Annotated in this window: 14 protein-coding genes; 8 read left to right on the top strand and 6 right to left on the bottom strand. The window is 65.3% G+C overall.

The window, feature by feature from the left end:
• From ACH2CY_RS18770 to ACH2CY_RS18760, 3 genes are all read right to left on the bottom strand, one after another.
• Nucleotides 1-171, bottom strand: a 171-nt coding sequence (locus ACH2CY_RS18770) for a pyruvate kinase (RefSeq protein ID WP_395020850.1), incomplete at its 3' end; no start/stop codon positions are given.
• A 307-nt stretch (nt 172-478) separates the two neighbouring features.
• Entirely contained in the window at nt 479-1333 is an 855-nt protein-coding gene (locus ACH2CY_RS18765) for a GFA family protein (protein ID WP_395020848.1), read from the bottom strand.
• 14 nt (nt 1334-1347) lie between these two features.
• Nucleotides 1348-2199: a GFA family protein gene (locus tag ACH2CY_RS18760; protein WP_395020846.1), complete on the bottom strand. Its 852-nt coding sequence runs from the start codon at nt 2197-2199 to the stop codon at nt 1348-1350.
• Between the two features lie 173 nt (nt 2200-2372).
• Between ACH2CY_RS18760 and ACH2CY_RS18755 the strand changes: the two genes are divergently transcribed.
• The 5 genes from ACH2CY_RS18755 to ACH2CY_RS18735 all read left to right on the top strand — a co-directional run bounded on the left by ACH2CY_RS18755 (nt 2373) and on the right by ACH2CY_RS18735 (nt 9930).
• Nucleotides 2373-3299, top strand: a complete 927-nt coding sequence (locus ACH2CY_RS18755) for a fatty acid desaturase (protein WP_395020845.1) — start codon at nt 2373-2375, stop codon at nt 3297-3299.
• Between the two features lie 72 nt (nt 3300-3371).
• Nucleotides 3372-7805, top strand: coding sequence for a PAS domain-containing protein (locus ACH2CY_RS18750; protein WP_395020844.1), 4434 nt, complete (start codon nt 3372-3374; stop codon nt 7803-7805).
• A gap of 72 nt (nt 7806-7877) precedes the next feature.
• Nucleotides 7878-8816 (top strand): DMT family transporter, encoded by a 939-nt coding sequence (locus tag ACH2CY_RS18745; protein ID WP_395020843.1) that lies wholly within the window; start codon nt 7878-7880, stop codon nt 8814-8816.
• On the top strand, nt 8813-9421 hold the full coding sequence (locus ACH2CY_RS18740; RefSeq protein ID WP_395020842.1) for a septation protein A: 609 nt from the start codon (nt 8813-8815) through the stop codon (nt 9419-9421). Before ACH2CY_RS18745 ends, ACH2CY_RS18740 begins: the two co-directional genes overlap by 4 nt.
• Nucleotides 9418-9930, top strand: coding sequence for a PAS domain-containing protein (locus tag ACH2CY_RS18735; RefSeq protein WP_395020841.1), 513 nt, complete (start codon nt 9418-9420; stop codon nt 9928-9930). Before ACH2CY_RS18740 ends, ACH2CY_RS18735 begins: the two co-directional genes overlap by 4 nt.
• A gap of 53 nt (nt 9931-9983) precedes the next feature.
• Here the strand turns inward: ACH2CY_RS18735 and ACH2CY_RS18730 are convergent, their stop codons facing one another.
• A complete protein-coding gene (locus tag ACH2CY_RS18730; RefSeq protein WP_395020840.1) occupies nt 9984-11543 on the bottom strand; it encodes a trimethylamine methyltransferase family protein in 1560 nt (519 codons plus the stop codon).
• 241 nt (nt 11544-11784) lie between these two features.
• On the opposite strand from ACH2CY_RS18730, the gene ACH2CY_RS18725 reads away from it, so the two are divergent.
• Nucleotides 11785-14346, top strand: coding sequence for an FAD-dependent oxidoreductase (locus ACH2CY_RS18725; protein WP_395020839.1), 2562 nt, complete (start codon nt 11785-11787; stop codon nt 14344-14346).
• A 616-nt stretch (nt 14347-14962) separates the two neighbouring features.
• On the opposite strand, the gene ACH2CY_RS18720 is transcribed toward ACH2CY_RS18725, so the two are convergent.
• Nucleotides 14963-15460: a hypothetical protein gene (locus tag ACH2CY_RS18720; protein WP_395020838.1), complete on the bottom strand. Its 498-nt coding sequence runs from the start codon at nt 15458-15460 to the stop codon at nt 14963-14965.
• Between the two features lie 13 nt (nt 15461-15473).
• A complete protein-coding gene (locus ACH2CY_RS18715; protein ID WP_395020837.1) occupies nt 15474-15890 on the bottom strand; it encodes a hypothetical protein in 417 nt (138 codons plus the stop codon).
• Nucleotides 15891-16013: 123 nt separating this feature from the next.
• On the opposite strand from ACH2CY_RS18715, the gene ACH2CY_RS18710 reads away from it, so the two are divergent.
• Together ACH2CY_RS18710 and ACH2CY_RS18705 are read left to right on the top strand one after the other, a co-directional pair.
• Complete coding sequence (locus ACH2CY_RS18710) at nt 16014-16337, top strand: metalloregulator ArsR/SmtB family transcription factor (protein ID WP_395020836.1); 324 nt, start codon at nt 16014-16016, stop codon at nt 16335-16337.
• Nucleotides 16338-16420: 83 nt separating this feature from the next.
• Entirely contained in the window at nt 16421-18142 is a 1722-nt protein-coding gene (locus ACH2CY_RS18705; protein ID WP_395020835.1) for a hypothetical protein, read from the top strand.
• Nucleotides 18143-18169 lie beyond the last annotated feature (27 nt).

Genomic DNA, 18169 nt, shown 5'->3' with positions numbered 1-18169 from the left:
CTCGATCTCGCGGATGATGTCGTAGCGCGCCTTATGGTCTTCGTGGGTGCCGTGGGAGAGATTGAGCCGGAAGATGTCGGCCCCGGCCTTGAACAGCGCCTCGATCTGCTTGCGCGTGGTGCTGGCCGGGCCAAGCGTCGCGACGATCTTGGCCTTGCGTTGACGTCTCATCTTAGAGCGATGTCCTACCAAGTTGGGCCATTCTGCGACGGCGATTTTGCGCGAGGACTAGGAAGGGGCCGCAGGCCGTAGCGGGGCTACGGACAAGGCACCTGACGACGGCCCTCGCGCAAAAGCGCCGTCGCCCGAAGGGTCCGCCCTCAGCGGCCCGCCGCGTCGTCAGCGGGCTCGACCGTAGCGCTGCTATGCTCCAGTCGGGCGAAGGCCCGGTCTTGTGCGCCTTCGCGCACGGGGCCCTCTTCCTAGCGGCAGACTCACTGCTGGCGGACTGCGTGACCATATTTGACCGTCCGAGGCTCTAGAACGTGACCGGGTTGCCTGCCATGGTTCCCGCATCCTGCGGCACACCGTCGGCGATCTCATAATAGTCGCTCTTGTCGCCGGCGAAGATATGCCGGACGGTCTTCAATCCGGTCGGGCCCTCGAGCGAGCCCGCCGCCACCGAAATCGTCTCGCCGCCTTCCGGTCGCCAGAACAGGCTGGAGCCGCACTTTCCGCAGAAACCGCGATGCGCCGCATCGGATGAACGGTACCAGACGATGTTGCTCTCGCCTTCGACCGTCAGCTCGGCCTTGCGCGCGGCGCTGTAGCCCGGCGCATGGCCATGCACGCGGCGGCATTGGCCGCAGTGACAGTAGACGACGTCGCGCATGTTGCCGCGGACCCGGTAATTGACGGCGCCGCATTCGCAGCGGCCGCTGTGCTCGGTCTTCCGCGGCCCGGCTTGGGGCGGCGCTTCCTCGCCGATCCGCGGGGCGCCGCCACCGGAGGATTCCGCATAGCGTGCCACGCCGTCATGGCCGATCTCGTAGTAGTCGCCCTGATGCCGGGTCCAGATATGCTTTGCAAGCTTGAGGCCGGTCGGGGCGTCGAGACTCCCCATGGTGACGTCGAGCGACTTGCCCCCGACCTCGCGCCAGAACAGCTTCGAGCCGCAGCGCTTGCAGAACCCGCGCTCGGCGTCGTGGGAGGAACGATACCAGCCCAGATTCTCCTCGCCGCGCAGCCGGTAGGCCGAGACCGGCGCGCTGGTGTAGGCGCCTGGCGCGCCGCTGTGCCGGCGGCACATGCCGCAATGACAGGCTGTCGGCGCCGACAGCGGCCCGTCGATCTCGAACGAAACCGCGCCGCAGAGGCATTGTCCTTTAATCATCACTCCACTCATGTTCAAAAGGCGATCGGATCGGGGCCGGAGCGGCCCGGCACCTGGGGCACGCCGTCGACGATCTCATAGTAGTCATGTTTGTCGGCGGTCATGATGTGCAGCACCGTCTTCAGCCCCGTCGGCGCATTGAGCGAGCCCGCGGTGATCGACAGCGTGTCCCGTCCCTCGCCGACCCAGAACAGGCTGGAGCCGCAGGTCCGGCAGAAGCCGCGCCGCGCCTGCTCGGACGAACGGTACCAGGCGATATTGTCTTCGCCTTCCACCGTTAGCTCGGCCTTGCGCGCGGCGGTGTAGCCGGGCGCATAGCCGTGGTTGCGCTGGCACTGGCCGCAGTGGCAGACCACCACGTCGCGCATGTTGCCTTGGACGCGATAGCGGACCGCGCCGCATTCGCAGCGGCCGCTATGCTCGGTTTTGCGCGGCCCGGCGCCCGGCGGCGGAACCTCGCCGATCGGCGCTTTGCCGACGGAAGACTCAGCGTAGCGCGGCACGCCGTCGTGACCGATCTCGTAATGGTCGCCCTGAAACCGGGTGAAGATGTGCCGGCCGAGCTTGAGACCGGTGGGATTGTCGAGGCTGCCGGCGGTGGCGTCGAGTTCCTGGCTGTCCGCTGCCTCCCGCCAGAACAGCTTGGAGCCGCAAATCTTGCAAAAGCCCTGTTCGCTCTTGGGCAGGCGGTACCAGTTCAGGCTTTCTTCACCGCTGATCCGGTAGGCTGAAATCGGCGCGCCGACAGAGGCGCCCGGTGCGCCATGGATCCGGCGGCATTGGCTGCAATGGCACAAGCTCGGCGCCGTGGTCGCCCCCTGGATTTCGAACGAAACCGCGCCGCAGAGACAACGTCCTTTCAGCATGATTCCGTCCCGTCCTGCTTTGTTCTCGGTCCGCCCGGTAGAGCACCGGCAAGATAAACTCGCTCGCCTGTGTGCGACATCACGCCTATTGGGGCGGCTTAACGCTCCTGACATCTTGCGTCAGGAAGACCCGCTTGGTAGAGTTGTCTATACAAGTAACGACAAGGAAAACGATGAGTTCGCCGCAGTCAGCGTCCAAGGGTGATTTTGGACGCAGGCCCTATTCGATCGACTGGCCGACCATCGGCCTGGCGGTGATCATCTATTCCGCTTTTATCCTCACCACCTATTTCCATGCCGCGATCCCCTGGTGGCTGCTGCTGCCCATGGGTGCCGTCATCGTCGGCATCCACGGCTCGCTGCAACATGAGGCGGTGCATGGATATCCGACCCGCTGGCCGCTTGCCAACCTGCTGGTCGCCGGCTGGGCGCTGTGGCTCTGGCTGCCCTACGGCACCTACCGCCGCCTGCATTTGCAGCACCACATCGACGAGCAGCTGACCGATCCGCTGCGCGATCCGGAATCGAACTACGTGACCGCGGCGCAATGGGCGCAGATGGGCAAGACCCACCGCATGATCCGCATGGCGATGGGCAGCTTGGCCGGTCGCTTCATCATCGGCCCGATCTATTTCGGCGTCATGAACTACATCGAGCTCGGCGAAGCCCTGATGCGCGGCGATCGCCGGTTGCTCGCACCCTGGGCCTGGCACGTGGTCGCGGTCGCGGCGATCCTGTTCTGGGTGCTCTGGGTCTGCGAGATGCCGTTCTGGCAATACGTGCTGTTCTTCGCCTATCCGGGCACGGCGATGGCGCTGGTGCGTTCCTATGCCGAGCATCGTTGGGCACAAAATCACAATCACCGCAGCGCGATCATTGAATCGGGTGCGTTCTGGAGCATCCTGTTCCTGCACAACAACCTGCATGTGCTGCATCACCTGGAGCCGGGCCTGGTCTGGTGGCGGCGTCCCGCGCGCTATCGCGAGATTCGCGAGGACTTGCTGACTGCCAATGGCGGCTACCTGATCAAGGGCTACGGCGAATTGGCCCGGCGCTATCTGCTCACACCCAAAGAGCCGCTGCTCCACCCCTACCCCTGACCGCGAATCCGTGACCTTCACGCGCCTTCGGTTTAGTATTGCCGATCGCAGCCTGAAGGTACCCGCTCGATCATGAGTCCCGACGGCAATGGACAACCCAGCGGTCAACCGGGGGGACAACCCGGCAGCCAGCCGGAGCCACAGCATGCTCCGATAGAAGCCGCGGATTCCTTCCTCGGGCTCGGCACCTGGGAATGGGATCCACGCAGCGGCGCGCTCTGGTGGTCCGAGAGCCTGTACCGGATCTTCGGCGTCGACCGCGCGACCTTCACGCCCAACATCGCCAAGATCGTCGCGATGACCTTGGAGGAGGACCGCTGGGTCCACAACGTGGACGGCGCCTCGGTCGCCCTGCCCGCCTACAGCATCTACTACCGGATCCGCCGCCCGGACGGCGTCGTGCGCACCTTGCGCGAGACCGGCGGCGCCAGCCCGCGCTGGACGGCGGAACAGCCGCGCGTGATCGGGACGATCATGGACGTCACCAACCGGATCACGCTCGACGACGAGCCGGAGGGCGCCGACAGCAGAACCATGCCCCTGGCCGGCACCTGGCACTGGGACAGCGGGCATAAGACGTTCCGCGCCTCGCCGGAAGCGCTGCTGATCCTCGGCCTCACCGCCAACGGCATCGTTTGCGAGCAGGAGCGCAACCTGGTCATCCATCCCGAGGACCGGGAGCGCGTGCGTCGATCCTACGAGCAGGCCCGCAAGGCCAACGGCCCGTTCCACCACCGCTATCGGATCCTGCGCCCGAGCGGCGAGATCCGCTTCATCGAGGAGGACGGGCACCCCAAGGAGCCCGGCGTCTTCGAAAGCCGCATCACCGACATCACCGACCGCACCCGGCTCGAGCGCAACCTGGTGCGCGCGCAGAGCACCGCGAAGCTCGGCACCTGGGAGTTCGATCCGCGCACCAACGTGTTCTGGTGGTCGGAGCAGACCTATCGCCTGCTCGGCTTCGAGCCCAATGAAGTGGTGCCGACCACCGAGCTCTGGCTGTCGCGGATCCATCCCGACGACTACGAGACAGTGCGCCGCACGGTCGATGCGGCGATCCTGCGGCAGCAGAACTACTCGATCCAGTACCGCGTGCGCCTGCCGAACGGCTCCGTGCGCGTCATGGTCGACCAGGCCGAGTTCATCGACGGGCTGGAAGTCGGCCATCTGATGGACATCACCGAGCGGCTGCGGATCGAGCGCACCTTGTCGCGCGCCCAGGCGATCGCCGGCTTCGGCAGCTGGGAATGGAACCGGCGCACCGGCCAGAACTGGTGGTCGGACGAGCTCTACCGCATTCTCGGGGTCGATGCCGCCACCTGGCAACACAGCCCGCGGCGCTGGCTCGACCTGGTGCATCGCAACGACCGCGCCAAGGTGATGCGCATCCACGCCAGCGCGGCCGCGGCCGGCTCCAGCTATTCGGCGCAATATCACATCGTGCGGCCGGACGGCGACCACCGGCTGGTGCTGGAGCAGGCCGAGTGCGACGCCGACGGGGTCTATACCGGCGTGCTGGTCGATATCACCGAGCATCACCGGGCCGAGCGCAATCTCAACCTGGCGCAGCAGATCGCCCAGATCGGCAGCTGGGAGTGGAGCCTGATCTCGGACGACCACTGGGCCTCCGAGCAGTGCTATCGGATCCTCGGCCTCGACCCGAAGCAGGATCGGCTGGATGCGCGGGTCTGGGCCGAGCTGGTCCATGCCGACGAGCGCACGGCGACCCGGATCGAGGTCAACAACGCCTTCGAGGCGCGCCGCTCCTACAGCTGCCAGTATCGGCTGGTCCGGCGCGACGGCCAGGAACGAATCATCATCGAATCCGGCGAGCCGATCTCCGACGAACGCTATGTCGGCACCATGGTCGATATCACCGACCGGGTGCGCGTCGAGCGCAACCTCGCCGAAGCCCAGCGCATCGCCAAGCTCGGCAGCTGGGAGGTCGATGAGCATAGCCGCGAGGTGCGCTGGTCGGACGAGATGTACCGCCTGATCGGCGCCGTGCCGCAATCGGTGCCGCCCGACGTCGCCTATTGGCTGCAGCATATCCACCCCGAGGACCGGGAGCGCGTGCTCGAAGCCTATACCGCAACCACGCGAAGCCGGCGCCCTTACGCGATCCGCTATCGGGTGGTGCGTGCCGACGGCCAGACCCGGTTCATGCTGGAGCAGTGCGAATACGCCAACGGCCGCTTCGCCGGCTATGTCATCGATATCACCGAACGCGAGAAGGCACAGCGCCATCTTGCCAAGGCACAGGAGATCGGCAGCATCGGCAGCTGGGAGTGGGATCCCTCGAACGACACCACCTGGATCTCCGACGAACTGTTTCGCATGCTCGGGATCGACCCGGCATCCTGGCAATACAGCCACGAGACCTGGCATGCCCTGCTGCATCCGGATGATCGCGAACGGGTGCGGCTCGCCTATGAAGAAGCGGGCGCCCGGCCGGAGGGCCTGTCGATCCAGTTCCGCATGCGCCAGCCCGACGGCCGCTATCGGCTCTATTACGAGCAATCGGAGATGAACGGGACCGGCACCTTCACCGGCATTCTCTGGGACATCACCGACCTCACCCGCGCCCAGCGCAACATGAGCCATGCCCAGCGCATCGCCCGGATCGGCAGCTGGGAATGGGACGTCGCGCGCGACGAGCATTGGTGGTCGGAGGAATGCTATCGGATCCTCGGCCTGGACCCGCAGATGCCGGCCACGTCACCCGGCTGGGATACGCTCACCCATCCCGACGACGTGGCCTGGACCGAGATCGAGTTCGAGCACGCCTGGCGCAACAACCGGCCCTATCGCTATCAGTACCGCATCATCCGTCCCGACGGGCAGGTCCGCACCGTGGTCGAGACCGGCGAGCCGGTTTCGATCGGCCAGTATGCCGGGACGGTGATGGACGTGACCGAGCGCGTGAAGATCGAGAACCGGCTGGCGGAATCGCAGCGCATCGCCAAGCTGGGGAGCTGGGAATGGGACATCGCCACCAACACCCGCTGGTGGTCGGACGAGGCCTATCGCATCTACGACTTTTCCCCTTCGGCCGGCCCGATCACGCGCGAGACCTGGCTCAGGAAGGTGCATCCCGACGACCTGCCGATGGTGCGCTCGATCATCGAGACCCTGGCCGACAACCCGCGCGCCTTCACCTATCGCTGCCGGCTGGTGCGCTCGGATGGCAGGGTGCGCACCATCCAGGTGCATGGCGAGCCGATCGCGGATTTCGGCCCGAACAACCTGATCATCGCCGGCACGACGCTCGACATCACCGACCGGGAGTCGATCGAAGCCCAGCTGCAGCACGCGCAGAAGATGGAGGCGGTCGGCCAGCTGACCGGCGGCATCGCCCACGACTTCAACAACCTGCTGGGCGCCGTGCTCGGCAATCTCGACCTGCTGATGGAAGAGATGGACGGCGACGGGCGGGCCCGCACCTTGGCCGGGCGCGCAGTGGCGGCGGCCGAGAGCGGCGCGCAGCTGGTGCGGCGGCTGCTCGCCTTCTCGCGCAAGCAGGCCCTGGACGCCCAGCTCACCGACGTGAACGAGCTGGTGGTCAACATGCTCGACCTGCTGCGCCGCACCCTCGGCGACAAGGTGCAGATCGAGACATGGCTCGCCGCCGAGCAGATGCTCTGCCTGATCGACCGTCCGCAGACCGAAGGCGCGCTGCTTAACCTCTGTATCAATGCGCGCGACGCGATGCCGGAGGGCGGCACCGTTACCATCAGGACCCACAGCGTGGTGCTCGATGAGCACCGGCCGGCCGGCCTGCACGAGCTGCAACCCGGCGCCTATCTGGCACTCTCGGTCTCCGACACCGGCATGGGCATGCCGCGCGCGGTGATGGAGCGGGCCTTCGAGCCTTTCTTCACCACCAAGGCGCCGGGCCAGGGCAGCGGCCTCGGTCTTTCCATGGTCTATGGATTCGTCAAGCAGTCGGATGGCCATGTCGAGATCAAGAGCGAGCCCGGCCGCGGCAGCGCGGTGCTGATCTACCTGCCGCTGCAGACCGACGCGGCCCTGGGCGAGCCCGAATTGCAACCGCCGCTGCCGACGCCGAGCCGCGGCAAGGAAGTGGTGCTGGTGGTGGAGGATAATGCCGACCTCCGGGGCTATGCGGTCAGCGCGGTCCGCTCCTTCGGCTATCGCGCGCTGTCGGCGCCCTGCGCCAGGACCGCGCTGAAGCTGCTCGACACGCGGCCCGATATCGCGTTGCTCTTCACCGACATCGTGTTCAAGGAAGGGCCGAGCGGCTTGCAACTCGCCGAGCTGGCGCGCCGGCGGCGGCCGGATCTGCTGGTGCTGCTGACCTCCGGCTATCTCGGCGACCGCGCGGTCGGCGAGCGGGCGCAACAGCCCGGCACCTTCACCATCGGCAAGCCGTTCCGCGCCGCCGATCTCGGCCGCAAGCTGGCGGAGATATTCGGTCCCGACGCCCCGCCGCTCCCGCCCGCCTCACGGCGTGAAACCTGTGCGGTGGTTACCTCGGCGCGCTGAAAGCTCTGATACAGCCCCCTCTCGCTATTTGGGCGCCGATCCGGTAAAGCTCAGCCCTCACTGAGCATGCCCATGATCCCGCCCGCCACCCGCTCCGCCCCGATCCAGGCCTTCGTCTATTACACGCTCGGCGTGTTCTCTTTCGCCGTGGTCGATGCGGCGACCCGGCTGTTGCGGGTCGATTACGACCTGGGCACCTGGCAGATCACCTTCCTGACCCGCATTCCACCCTTGCTGGTCGCCCTGGCGGTGACCATGCAGGCGACCGGCAGCCCGTTCCGGGTGCAGACCAAGTTCTTTCGCCTTCATCTCTTTCGCGGCCTGCTGGTGCTGATCACCACCACGACCTTCTTCGCCGCGCTGAAATACCTGCCGCTCGCGGACTGCATCGTGATCGCCTTCGCGGCACCGATTTTCGTGACCGCTCTCTCCGGGCCGATGCTGAAGGAGAAGGTCGGCTGGCGGCGCTGGTCGGCGGTGATGGTCGGCTTCGCCGGCGTCGTCGTCGCGGTGGATCCGACCGAAGGCTGGCAGGGCGAGACCAGCCTGGGCATCGGCCTGGTCTTCACCTCGGCTTTCACCTACGCGCTGATCCTGCTCACCCTGCGCGGGCTTTCGGGCAAGGAGCACACCCACAACCTGCTGTTCTACTCGACCGCCTTCACCCTGGTCGCGGCGGCGGTTCCCGGCATCCTCTATTGGCAGCCGATCGGCTGGCAGGCGGCGGGCGTGATGCTGGTCCAGGGCCTGGCCAGCGCCTTCGGCCAGCTGGCCATGATCCGCGCCTTCCGCTTCGGCGAGGCCTCGATGCTGGCGCCGATCGAGTTCACCGGCCTGATCTGGGCGACCTCGTTCGGCTACCTGTTCTGGGCCGATCTGCCGACCGTCGCCGTCCTGGTCGGCGCCGCCCTGATCATCGGCGCCAACCTCTACATCGCCCACCGCGAGGCGCGCCTGGCGCAGCGGCGGAACTTCCCCCCGGTCCCGGAACATGCGAGCCTGCCGGAATGAGCCAACAGAGTTCCAAACCCGAAGCGCCGAAGTCCGGCGGCTGGATCAAGCCGGCGGTCGAATACGGGCCGATCGTGCTGTTTTTCATCTCCTACAAGATCTGGGGCCTGATGCCTGCGACCGCGGTGCTGGTCGCCGCTTCGGTGGCCGCGACCATCGTCGGCTATCTCCGCGCCGGGCGCCTGCCCTGGGCGCCGATCATCACCACCGCGATCGTCGTCGTGTTCGGCCTGCTGACCCTGATCTTCCACGACGACACCTTCATCAAGATGAAGCCGACCGTGGTCTACACGCTCTTCGCGGCAACCCTGTGGGGCGGGCTGCTGCTCAAGAAGCCGCTGATGGAGCGGCTGATGGGCACCAGCCTCAAGATGGATCATGCCGGTTGGCGCAAGCTCGAGGCGCGCTTCGCGCTGTTCTGCGCCGGCATGGCGGTGCTGAACGAAGTCGTCTGGCGGACTCAGACCGAGAACTTCTGGGTCAACTTCAAGTTCGGCTCGATCTTCCTCACCTTCCTGTTCATGGCGACGCAGCTGCCGATGATCAAACGGCACATGCTGCCCGATCCGGCGGAATCCGAAAGCAAGGGTGCCGCCGGGGAATGACCACCGAGGAACAGGAGTGGCTCGGCGAAATCCTCTACCTCGCGGAGCCGAGCGGACGTTCCGAGATGATCGCGCTGGTGCGCCGGCACTGGGAGACACTGCGCGCCGGGCGGCGCTTTCCGGCCCGGGCCGAGATCGATCCGACCGCGATCTACAACGCCCTGCCCTATGTCTCGGTGCTGCAGTACCAGCACGCGCCGTTCCGGATCCAGTTCCGCCTGGTCGGCAACGAGGTCGACCGGCTCTACGGCAGCAACGTCCAGGGCAAGTTCATCGACGAGATGGAGTGGGCGCCCCATGACATCATCGACACCACCCACATCTATGACCGTCTCTATCGCGAGGCGACGCCGCTCTTCGGCCTCTCCTACACCGACTTCCAGTCCAAAGCCGACCGCGTCTTCGAATGGGCGGTGTTCCCACTCTCCGACGACGGCGAACGCGTGAGCCACGCGATCAGCATCGACGACTACACGATGGTCACGCCGCGCGGCGGCAAGCTGTTCTGAATTGTGGCGAGAGACCCGCGGGTCAAGCCCGCGGGTGACGACATTCCTGAAGTCTAGACGTTCGAATCCGGCGCAGCGGCCTTGCGCTTGGCGAGGAACGCCAGCAGCGCTTCGTCGATCGCGGGATCGAGCGCCGGGGCCTCGTAGTCCTGCAGCATGCGCTTCCAGATCTTGTTGGCGCGCTGCGCGGCGTCCTGCTCGCCTTCGGCCAGCCACTGCTCGAAGCTGTTGTTGTCGGCGATCGACGAGCGGTAGAAGGCGGTCTCGAAATTGGCCTGGGTGTGCGAGCAGCCGAGGAAATGGCTGCCGGGGCCGACTTCGCGGATCGCGCTCAGCGCCTGGCCGTTCTCGGTGAGGTCGATGCCCTTGGCCAGGGTCTGCATCATGCCGAGCTGGTCGGCATCCATGATGAACTTCTCATAGCCCGAAGCGAGGCCGCCCTCGAGCCAGCCCGCGCCGTGCAGCACGAAGTTGGTGCCGGCCTGCAAGGTTGGCAGCAGAGTCTGAGCACTCTCGTATGCAGCCTGGGCATCCGGCACCTTGGAGGCGCAGAGCGAGCCACCGGTGCGGAACGGAATGCCGAGGCGGCGCGCGATCTGCGCCGCCGCGAGGCTGACCAGGGTCGGCTCGGGCGTGCCGAAGGTGGGCGCGCCGGATTGCATGGAGATCGAGCTGGCGAAGACGCCGAAGATCACCGGCGCGCCGGGCTTATAGAGCTGCGAGGTCGCGGCACCCGAGAGCACCTCGGCCAGAACCTGGGCGAGCGTGCCGGCGGCGGTCACCGGGCTCATCGCGCCTGCGAGAATGAACGGCGTGGTGATCGAGGCCTGGTTGGCGCGGGCATAGACCTTCATGGCACCGAGCATGGTGCCGTCCCAGACCATCGGCGAGTTGGCGTTGATGAGGGAGGTGATGACGGTGTTGGTCTCGAGGAACTTCTCGCCGAACACGATCTTCGCCATCTCGACGGTATCGGCGGCGCGCTCCGGCGCGGTAACCGAGCCCATGAACGGCTTATCGCTGAGCTTGATGTGGCTGTAGACCATGTCGAGATGCCGCTTGTTAACCGGCAGATCGACCGGCTCGCAGACGGTGCCGCCCGAATGGTGGATCGAGGGCGACATGTAGGCGAGCTTCACGAAATTGCGGAAGTCCTCGATGGTCGCGTAGCGGCGGCCTTCGTCGAGGTTGCGGATGAAGGGCGGGCCGTAGACCGGCGCGAAGACCGTGGCGTCGCCGCCGATCCTGACCGAACGCTCCGGGTTGCGGGCGTGCTGAATGTATTCGCGGGGCGCCGACTTCTGGATGATCGAGCGCGGCAAGCCCTTGGGGAAGCGGATGCGGGTGCCCTTCACATCGGCGCCGGCGGCCTTCCAGAGTTCGAGCGCTTCCGGCTCGTCGCGGAACTCGATGCCGATCTCCTGCAGGATGGTGTCGGCGTTGTTCTCGATGGTGGTGAGGCCCTCCTCGTCCAGCACCGTCACCAGCGGGATCTTGCGGACGATGTAGGGGTTCTGGACCAGCTTCGGCTTCTGGCGCTGGGCGCGACGGGCATCTGCACCACCGCGGGCTCTCCTTCCAGAATCCTTGGGACCGGTTTCGGCTACGGACATGGCCTCATCCTCAAGACTTTAGGGGCTAACACTGGCGTCATAACGACACCGGGGGCGGTTTTCCTCTAGCGGATGAGCGACCTTGGCTGCCGTTTTCGCGCCCCAGGTCCCGGCCGATTCCCCCTGATTTCCGGGGTTTACCGATGTCGCGTGGCCTTTTTCTGGTGTCGCAAACAGGCGGCAATCGGCCACCCGCCGCTTTATAGTCCGGCGGAAAATCAAATCCGGGAGTCTTGGGTCCATGGCCGAATTGCCGAGCAAAGCGAAGGTCGTCATCGTCGGGTTGGGTGGCATCGTGGGCGCGTCGGTCGCGCATCACCTGATCGAGCGCGGCTGGACCGACATCGTCGGCATCGACAAGTCCGGCATCCCGACCGATATCGGCTCGACCGCCCATGCCTCCGACTTCTGCTACATGACCAGCCACGACTTCCTCTCCTGCTGGTCCTCGCTCTATTCCATCGATTTCTACGACAAGCTCGGCCATTACGAACGGGTCGGCGGCCTGGAAGTCGCCCGGGTCGGCGACGATGCCCGGATGGACGAGATCAAGCGCAAGGTCGCCTCGGCCAAGGCTTTCGGCACGCGCGCCCGGCTGATCGACGCCAAGGGGATCAAGGAAAAGTTCCCGCTGATCGAGGAGTCCCAGGTCCAGGGCGGACTCTGGGACCCCGATGCCGGCCTGGTCATCCCGCGCTCGCAAACCGTCGCGCACAAACTGGTCTCCCAGGCCGAAGCTTCGGGCAAGCTGAAAGCCTTCGCCAACACGCCGGCGAAGTCGCTGGTGATCGAGAACGGCCGCATCAAGGGCGTCGTGACCGAGAAGGGCACGATCATGGCGGATTATGTCGTCGTCTGCGCGGGCTTGTGGGGCCGCCTGATCGCCGAGATGGCGGGCGAGGACCTGCCGGTGATGCCGGTCGATCATCCCCTCACCTTCTTCGGGCCGTATACCGAGTTCGCGAACACCGGCAAGGAGATCGGCTGGCCGCTGCTGCGCGACCAGGGCAACTCCGCCTATATGCGCGACACCGGCGACCCCAAGACCGCTGAGGGCGGCATGATCGAATGGGGCTACTACGAAGAGACCAATCCCCGGCTCTGCCATCCGCGCGATCTCCTGGAGAAGCATCAATCGCGCCTCTCGCCGTCGCAGCGCGATCTCGAGATGGAACAGATCCTGGCGCCGCTGGAGCGCGCGATCGAGCTGACGCCGATCCTGGGCGAACTCGGCTATGACGAGAAGCGCTCCTTCAACGGCCTCTTGCAGGTAACCGCGGACGGCGGCCCATCGATCGGCGAGAGCCAGAAGGTGCGCGGCCTCTGGTATGCGGTCGCGATCTGGGTCAAGGACGCGCCCGGCATGGGCAAGCTGGTCGCCGACTGGATGACCGACGGGCGCACGCCGATCGACCACGCCAAGATCGACTACGCCCGCTTCTACCCGCATCAACTCGAAGAAAAATTCATCGAGGGCCGCTGCGGGGAAGCGGCGCAGAAGATCTACAACCCCGCCGTCCATCCGCGCGAGCCCTATGCGACGGGCCGCAACATCCGCCGCTCGCCCTTCTATGAGCGCGAGAAGGAGCTCGGCGGCTATTTCATGGAGCTGGGTGGCTGGGAGCGCGCGCATGGCTACGCCGCCAACGAGCATCTGCTGAAGAAATACGGCAACCGGGTGCCGGTGCGCGAGAACGAGTGGGACAACCGCCATTTCTGGCGCGTCTCCAACGCCGAGCACCTCGCCATGAGCGAGGATTGCGGCATCGTCAACCTCTCGCATTTCTACATGTGCGATGTCGAAGGCCCGGATCATGTGGCGCTGATGGAATGGGTCTGCGCCGCGAAGATCGGCGGCGACAACATGGTCGGCAAGGGCATCTACACCCACTTCCTCGACGACGAGGGCATGGTGCGCGCCGACCTGACGGTGATCCGGATGGCGGATCGCTGCCGCGTCATCGACGGCGCCGATGCGGGGCCGCGCGATTTCCACTATCTGCGCCGGGTCGCGCAGGACAAGGGCTTCAACGTCACCGTCACCGATGTCACCGAGAAGTTCGTCACGATCGGGATCTGGGGCCCGAATGCCCGCACCACCTTGCAGAAGGTGGTGAAGGATCCGGCCGGCCTCACCGCCGAGAACTTCCCCTTCGCCGCGATCAAGCCGATCGAGATCGGCGGCAAGAACGTGATGGCGTTCCGCATCTCCTATGTCGGCGAGCAGGGCTGGGAGCTGCATATGAAATACGAGGACGGCCTCGCGGTCTGGGACGCCTTGCGCTCGACCGGCGTGATGCCGTTCGGCGTGGAGACCTATGCCAACAGCCGGCGGATGGAGAAGTCTCTCAGGCTGCAAAATGCGGATCTCCTGACCGAGTACAACCTGATCGAAAGCGACCTGCAGCGCCCGAAGGTCAAGGAGGCCGACTTCCGCGGCAAGGCCAAGCATCTCGAGCACCGCGCCCGCAAGAACCAGCCGGCGATGCTCTGCACCCTGGTGATGACCGCGAACACCGACAGCAAAGGCGTCGCGCGCTATCCGGTCGGCATCATGCCGGTGCTCGATCCGGCGACCGGCGAAGGCCTGGTGGACGAGCTCGGCCGCCGCTCCTTCACCACCTCGGTCGCCTATGGTCCGACCATCGGCAAGAACATCGCCCTCGCCTATCTGCCCTGGGCCTATTGCCAGGAAGGCCGCAAGCTCAACGTCGAATACTTCGGCGAGGCCTATCCGGTCGAAGTCGCCGGCGTAGGCTACAAGCCGCTCTACGACCCGGAGAACATGAAACCGCGGAGCTAGAAGAGATCTGCGCCCAGTGCATAAGCCGAGCAAATCGGCATGCATTCGGCGCGAGATTCTTCTTTCTGTCCGGGTACTGTCCGGGTTGAGCGCCTTCGTCCGGGTCCCGTCTGCGTTGATGGCAGCACGCTGATTTGTCTGCGTCCGATCTGCGTTGCGCTGCACTTTCGCCGCCGAGCAGTTTCGTCTGCCCGCGCTGTTCCGGCAGCATTTTTTGGCGGTATCGTCTGTCTCCTGTCTGCGTTGCGCTGCACTCTTGGGATTCAACGGCTTCGTCTGCGCTGGCCTCTGTCTGCGTCCCGTCTGCGTCGGCCTCTGTCTGCGTTGGCGCTCTGCGGCCTAATTCGGTCGGAGTAGCGGCATGTCGTATAGGGGCGGTGGGTATATCTCGGAATCGTCGGGGTCCCGTTGGGGTTAGACAATGCCGTGCGGGTCCTGTGGGGGTTGCGTGATTCTGTGTGGGTCCGGTGGGGGTTGTGAGCATTTGAACCTCGCACGCCTTCACACGCGCCGCGGCATTCGCCGCGCGCGGCCAGGGCGCACGAAAGCGCGCGCCGTCTTCTCCCTCATTCCCCTGAATGGAAGAAGCATAGCTCATTTGTTGCTCCAGAGCAACTTACGGATGTGAGTTCGCCCCGCTCGGCTTGGCCCGCCGCGCCGCGCACCGTCGGGGTTCCATATCTACGCCGCCGCCGATTGCCCAGATCAGCCAGAACACGAGCGTCGTTAAGCCACCCAAGTATCCCATCATGAAGTCGCTGGGACCTGGCCACGAGAGTCGGAACAATGCGGATGCGCAAATTCCCAGCAGCCCTCCTGCCGCCGCAACCGACCACCAGTGGCCGGGCCGAAAAGGTCGCAACAGCAGGAAAGCCGGAACACCGAGAACGACGACAAAACTCAAGGCAAACAAGTAAACCACGAGAAAGCCCTCGATTGAGGACATCGCGCGATCTCCATTCAGCGGGGAGCCATAGACCATAAGCGCCGGCGGAACCGCCGCGGCGACGACGAAGCCGACGGCTATGGCGACAAGTTCTCTCCCGCTGGCGCCGCACTCCCGAGCGATCCCCAACCCGATGCCGAGAAAGATAGGGAGCACGACAATGATCATCGGCCCCTACCGCTTACGAGTTCTGATTCATGGCTTGCGCCGGAAACTCGTGATCCAGCGAGTCCGTCGGTTTCGGTGCGAAGGCCTTGAACAGCTTCGAGCGGCGGAGCTTCACCAGCATGTTCATGTTGAAAAAGTGCATCACGCCAAGCACGACCACGACCAGGCCGATCTTGGTGCTCAGGAACTCGACCGCGCCCACGGCATCGGACGGCTTCTCGCCGTAGCGCAAGGCCAGGGACATGAAACCGATATTCACCAGGTAGAAGCCGACCAGCAGCAGGTGATTGATCGAATCGGCCAGGGCCTCCTGCCCTTCGAAATTCTCGATCAGGAAGACGCGGCCGTTCTTGTTCAAGGTGCGGCCGACCCAGATCGTGATGGCGAGGCTCAATCCGACATAGAGGGCATAGGTGACGAGCAGGAGCATTGCTGCCTCCTCCGCGGTGCGGTATAAGGTTTAGATATTTCGCTACATGGCTAATTATCACGCTATGGATATTTAGATATTTAGTCAACTGGCTAACTTTGTCGCAGGCCGCGCGGGAACCCGATGGATAAAGTCTTCGAAGCGCTCTCCTCCACCATCCGGCGGAAGATCCTGGCCTATCTCTCGGCCACCAGCATGACGGCGGGCGAGATCGCGGACCGCTTCGACGTCGCCAAGCCGACCATCTCCAAGCACCTCTCGGTGCTGGAAGGCGCCGGGCTGGTGCGCAGCGAGCGCCGCGGCCAGTTCATCCATTACAGCCTGGTCGAGGCCAACCTGGTGAACACGCTGACCGGCTTCATCCAGGAAGTCTGCCCGGTCGCGCGCCCGCTGCGGCGTGAGAGCAAGGCGCACGCCAAGGCGCGCAAGGCGACGGGCAACGGGTAACGCCCGCTCTTCCCGCTTGCAACAACCGGCAATTGCAGGCACCATTCGCGGGTCGTCGTCCTCCCGAAGGGAAAGGGAGCAGCGTGGCGGTCCCACCTCAAGATGAAGAAGAGACCAGAACCGGCCGCCGGCAGGACGTGACGGTGCTGGTCAAGGTCCTGCCCAAAGATCCGATGGTCGCGCGCAGGGAAAAGCTCTGGCCGCCCGAGCGGCCCGAGAAGGTCAAATGCGCCACGATCGACGACGGTCCGACCAGCGCGCGGATCTCGGTGGTGGACTACAACGCCGACCTCGATGTGCGCTTCGCGCCGGCCCGGGTCCTCAAGGACGGATCGGGCTTCCTCGGACTCGCGGGCAAGTCCCCCGACAAGATTCTCGAGAGCTTCACCTTCCACCAGATCAATGCCTGGGCGATCGCCGAGCAGACGCTGGAGCGGCTGGAGAGCGAACGCGCCCTCGGCCGGCCGATCCCCTGGGCCTCCGGCCTCGGCCGGCTGTTGATCCTGCCGCATGCCGGATATGAGCAGAACGCGTTCTACGACCGCGCTACCGGCGCGCTGCATTTCTTCTATTGTGAGGGCAAGGACGGGAACCGGGTCTTCACCTGCCTGTCGCATGACATCGTCACCCATGAGCTGGGACACGCGATCCTGGACGGATTGAAGCCCGGGTATAACGAAGTCGCCTCACCGGAGACGGCGGGGTTCCACGAATACTTCGGCGACGCGATCGCCATGATGGCCAGTCTCAGCAACCGGGAGATCGCCAAGCTGGTGGCGCGCGGCGCGCCGGCCCGGCTCGGCGCGCGGAACGTGGTCTCGAAGATCGCCAGCGAGTTCGGCGAAGCGCTCAGGGGTACCGATTACCTGCGGGGTGCCTGGAACAACCGGAAGATGCGCGACCTGCGCGGCAGCTACGAGGAGCATGACTGGTCGGAGATCCTCACCGGCATCTACTACAACCTGTTGCAGTTCCTCTATCGGCGAAACCTGCAGAACCTGCGCAAGGAGGAGCCGAAGCAGAGCCGTCAGTACTTGGCGATCAAGTCGCTGATCCGCTCCGCCACGCATACCGCCAACATCATGCTGCGGGCGATCGACTACTGCCCGCCGGTCGACCTGCGCTACGACGAATATGCGCGCGCCGTGCTGCGCGCCGACGAAGTCGCCTATCCGATCGACGCCTACGGCGTCCGGACCGAGCTCCGGCGCATCTTCAAGCAGCGCGGCCTGGGGCTCAAGCCCGAGCCGCCCAAACAACGGCAGAACATCGTCAGCGCGCTGCGCAACGCGCCCAGCATCGACGACGTGACCGCGACGCCGGTCGATGCCTATCGCTTCCTCAACCGCTATCGCGACGTGTTCGGCATCCCGCGCGACGCGAACCTGACGGTGGACACGGTCTATCGCACCAACAAGCGGGCCAGCAGCGGCTATTGGACGCCCAAGGAGCGCGTGATCGAGTTCACCTGGAGCGAGGACGTGAAGCTCGCCGGCAAATCCTTCGGCTCGCTCGACGGCACCTATATGCCGCTGCTCTGCGGCGGAACGCTGGTGTTCGACGGCAGCGGCAATTTCCTGCACCAGGCGATGGTGCTGCCCTCGGACGATCGACGCGAGCAGCTGCTGAAATACCTGCGTTACCTGGTCAGGAACGGCGAGATCGGCGTCACCGACAATGCACGCGGCATCGGCGCGCCCGGTCGCGACGCCTACCGCATCCGCGCCACCATCCGCGGCGACCACGTCCAGCTCCAGCGCAACGCCGCCATGCGGCACGATCGGCCCGGGCGTCGGGCACGGTAAGCATCACGGGACGCACCATGGGGCACA

It is taken from the genome of Dongia sp. (assembly GCF_041905885.1).
GTDB lineage: Bacteria > Pseudomonadota > Alphaproteobacteria > Dongiales > Dongiaceae > Dongia.
The sequence above is the reverse complement of the archived record's forward strand: the minus strand, read 5'-3'. Positions and strand labels throughout refer to the sequence as shown.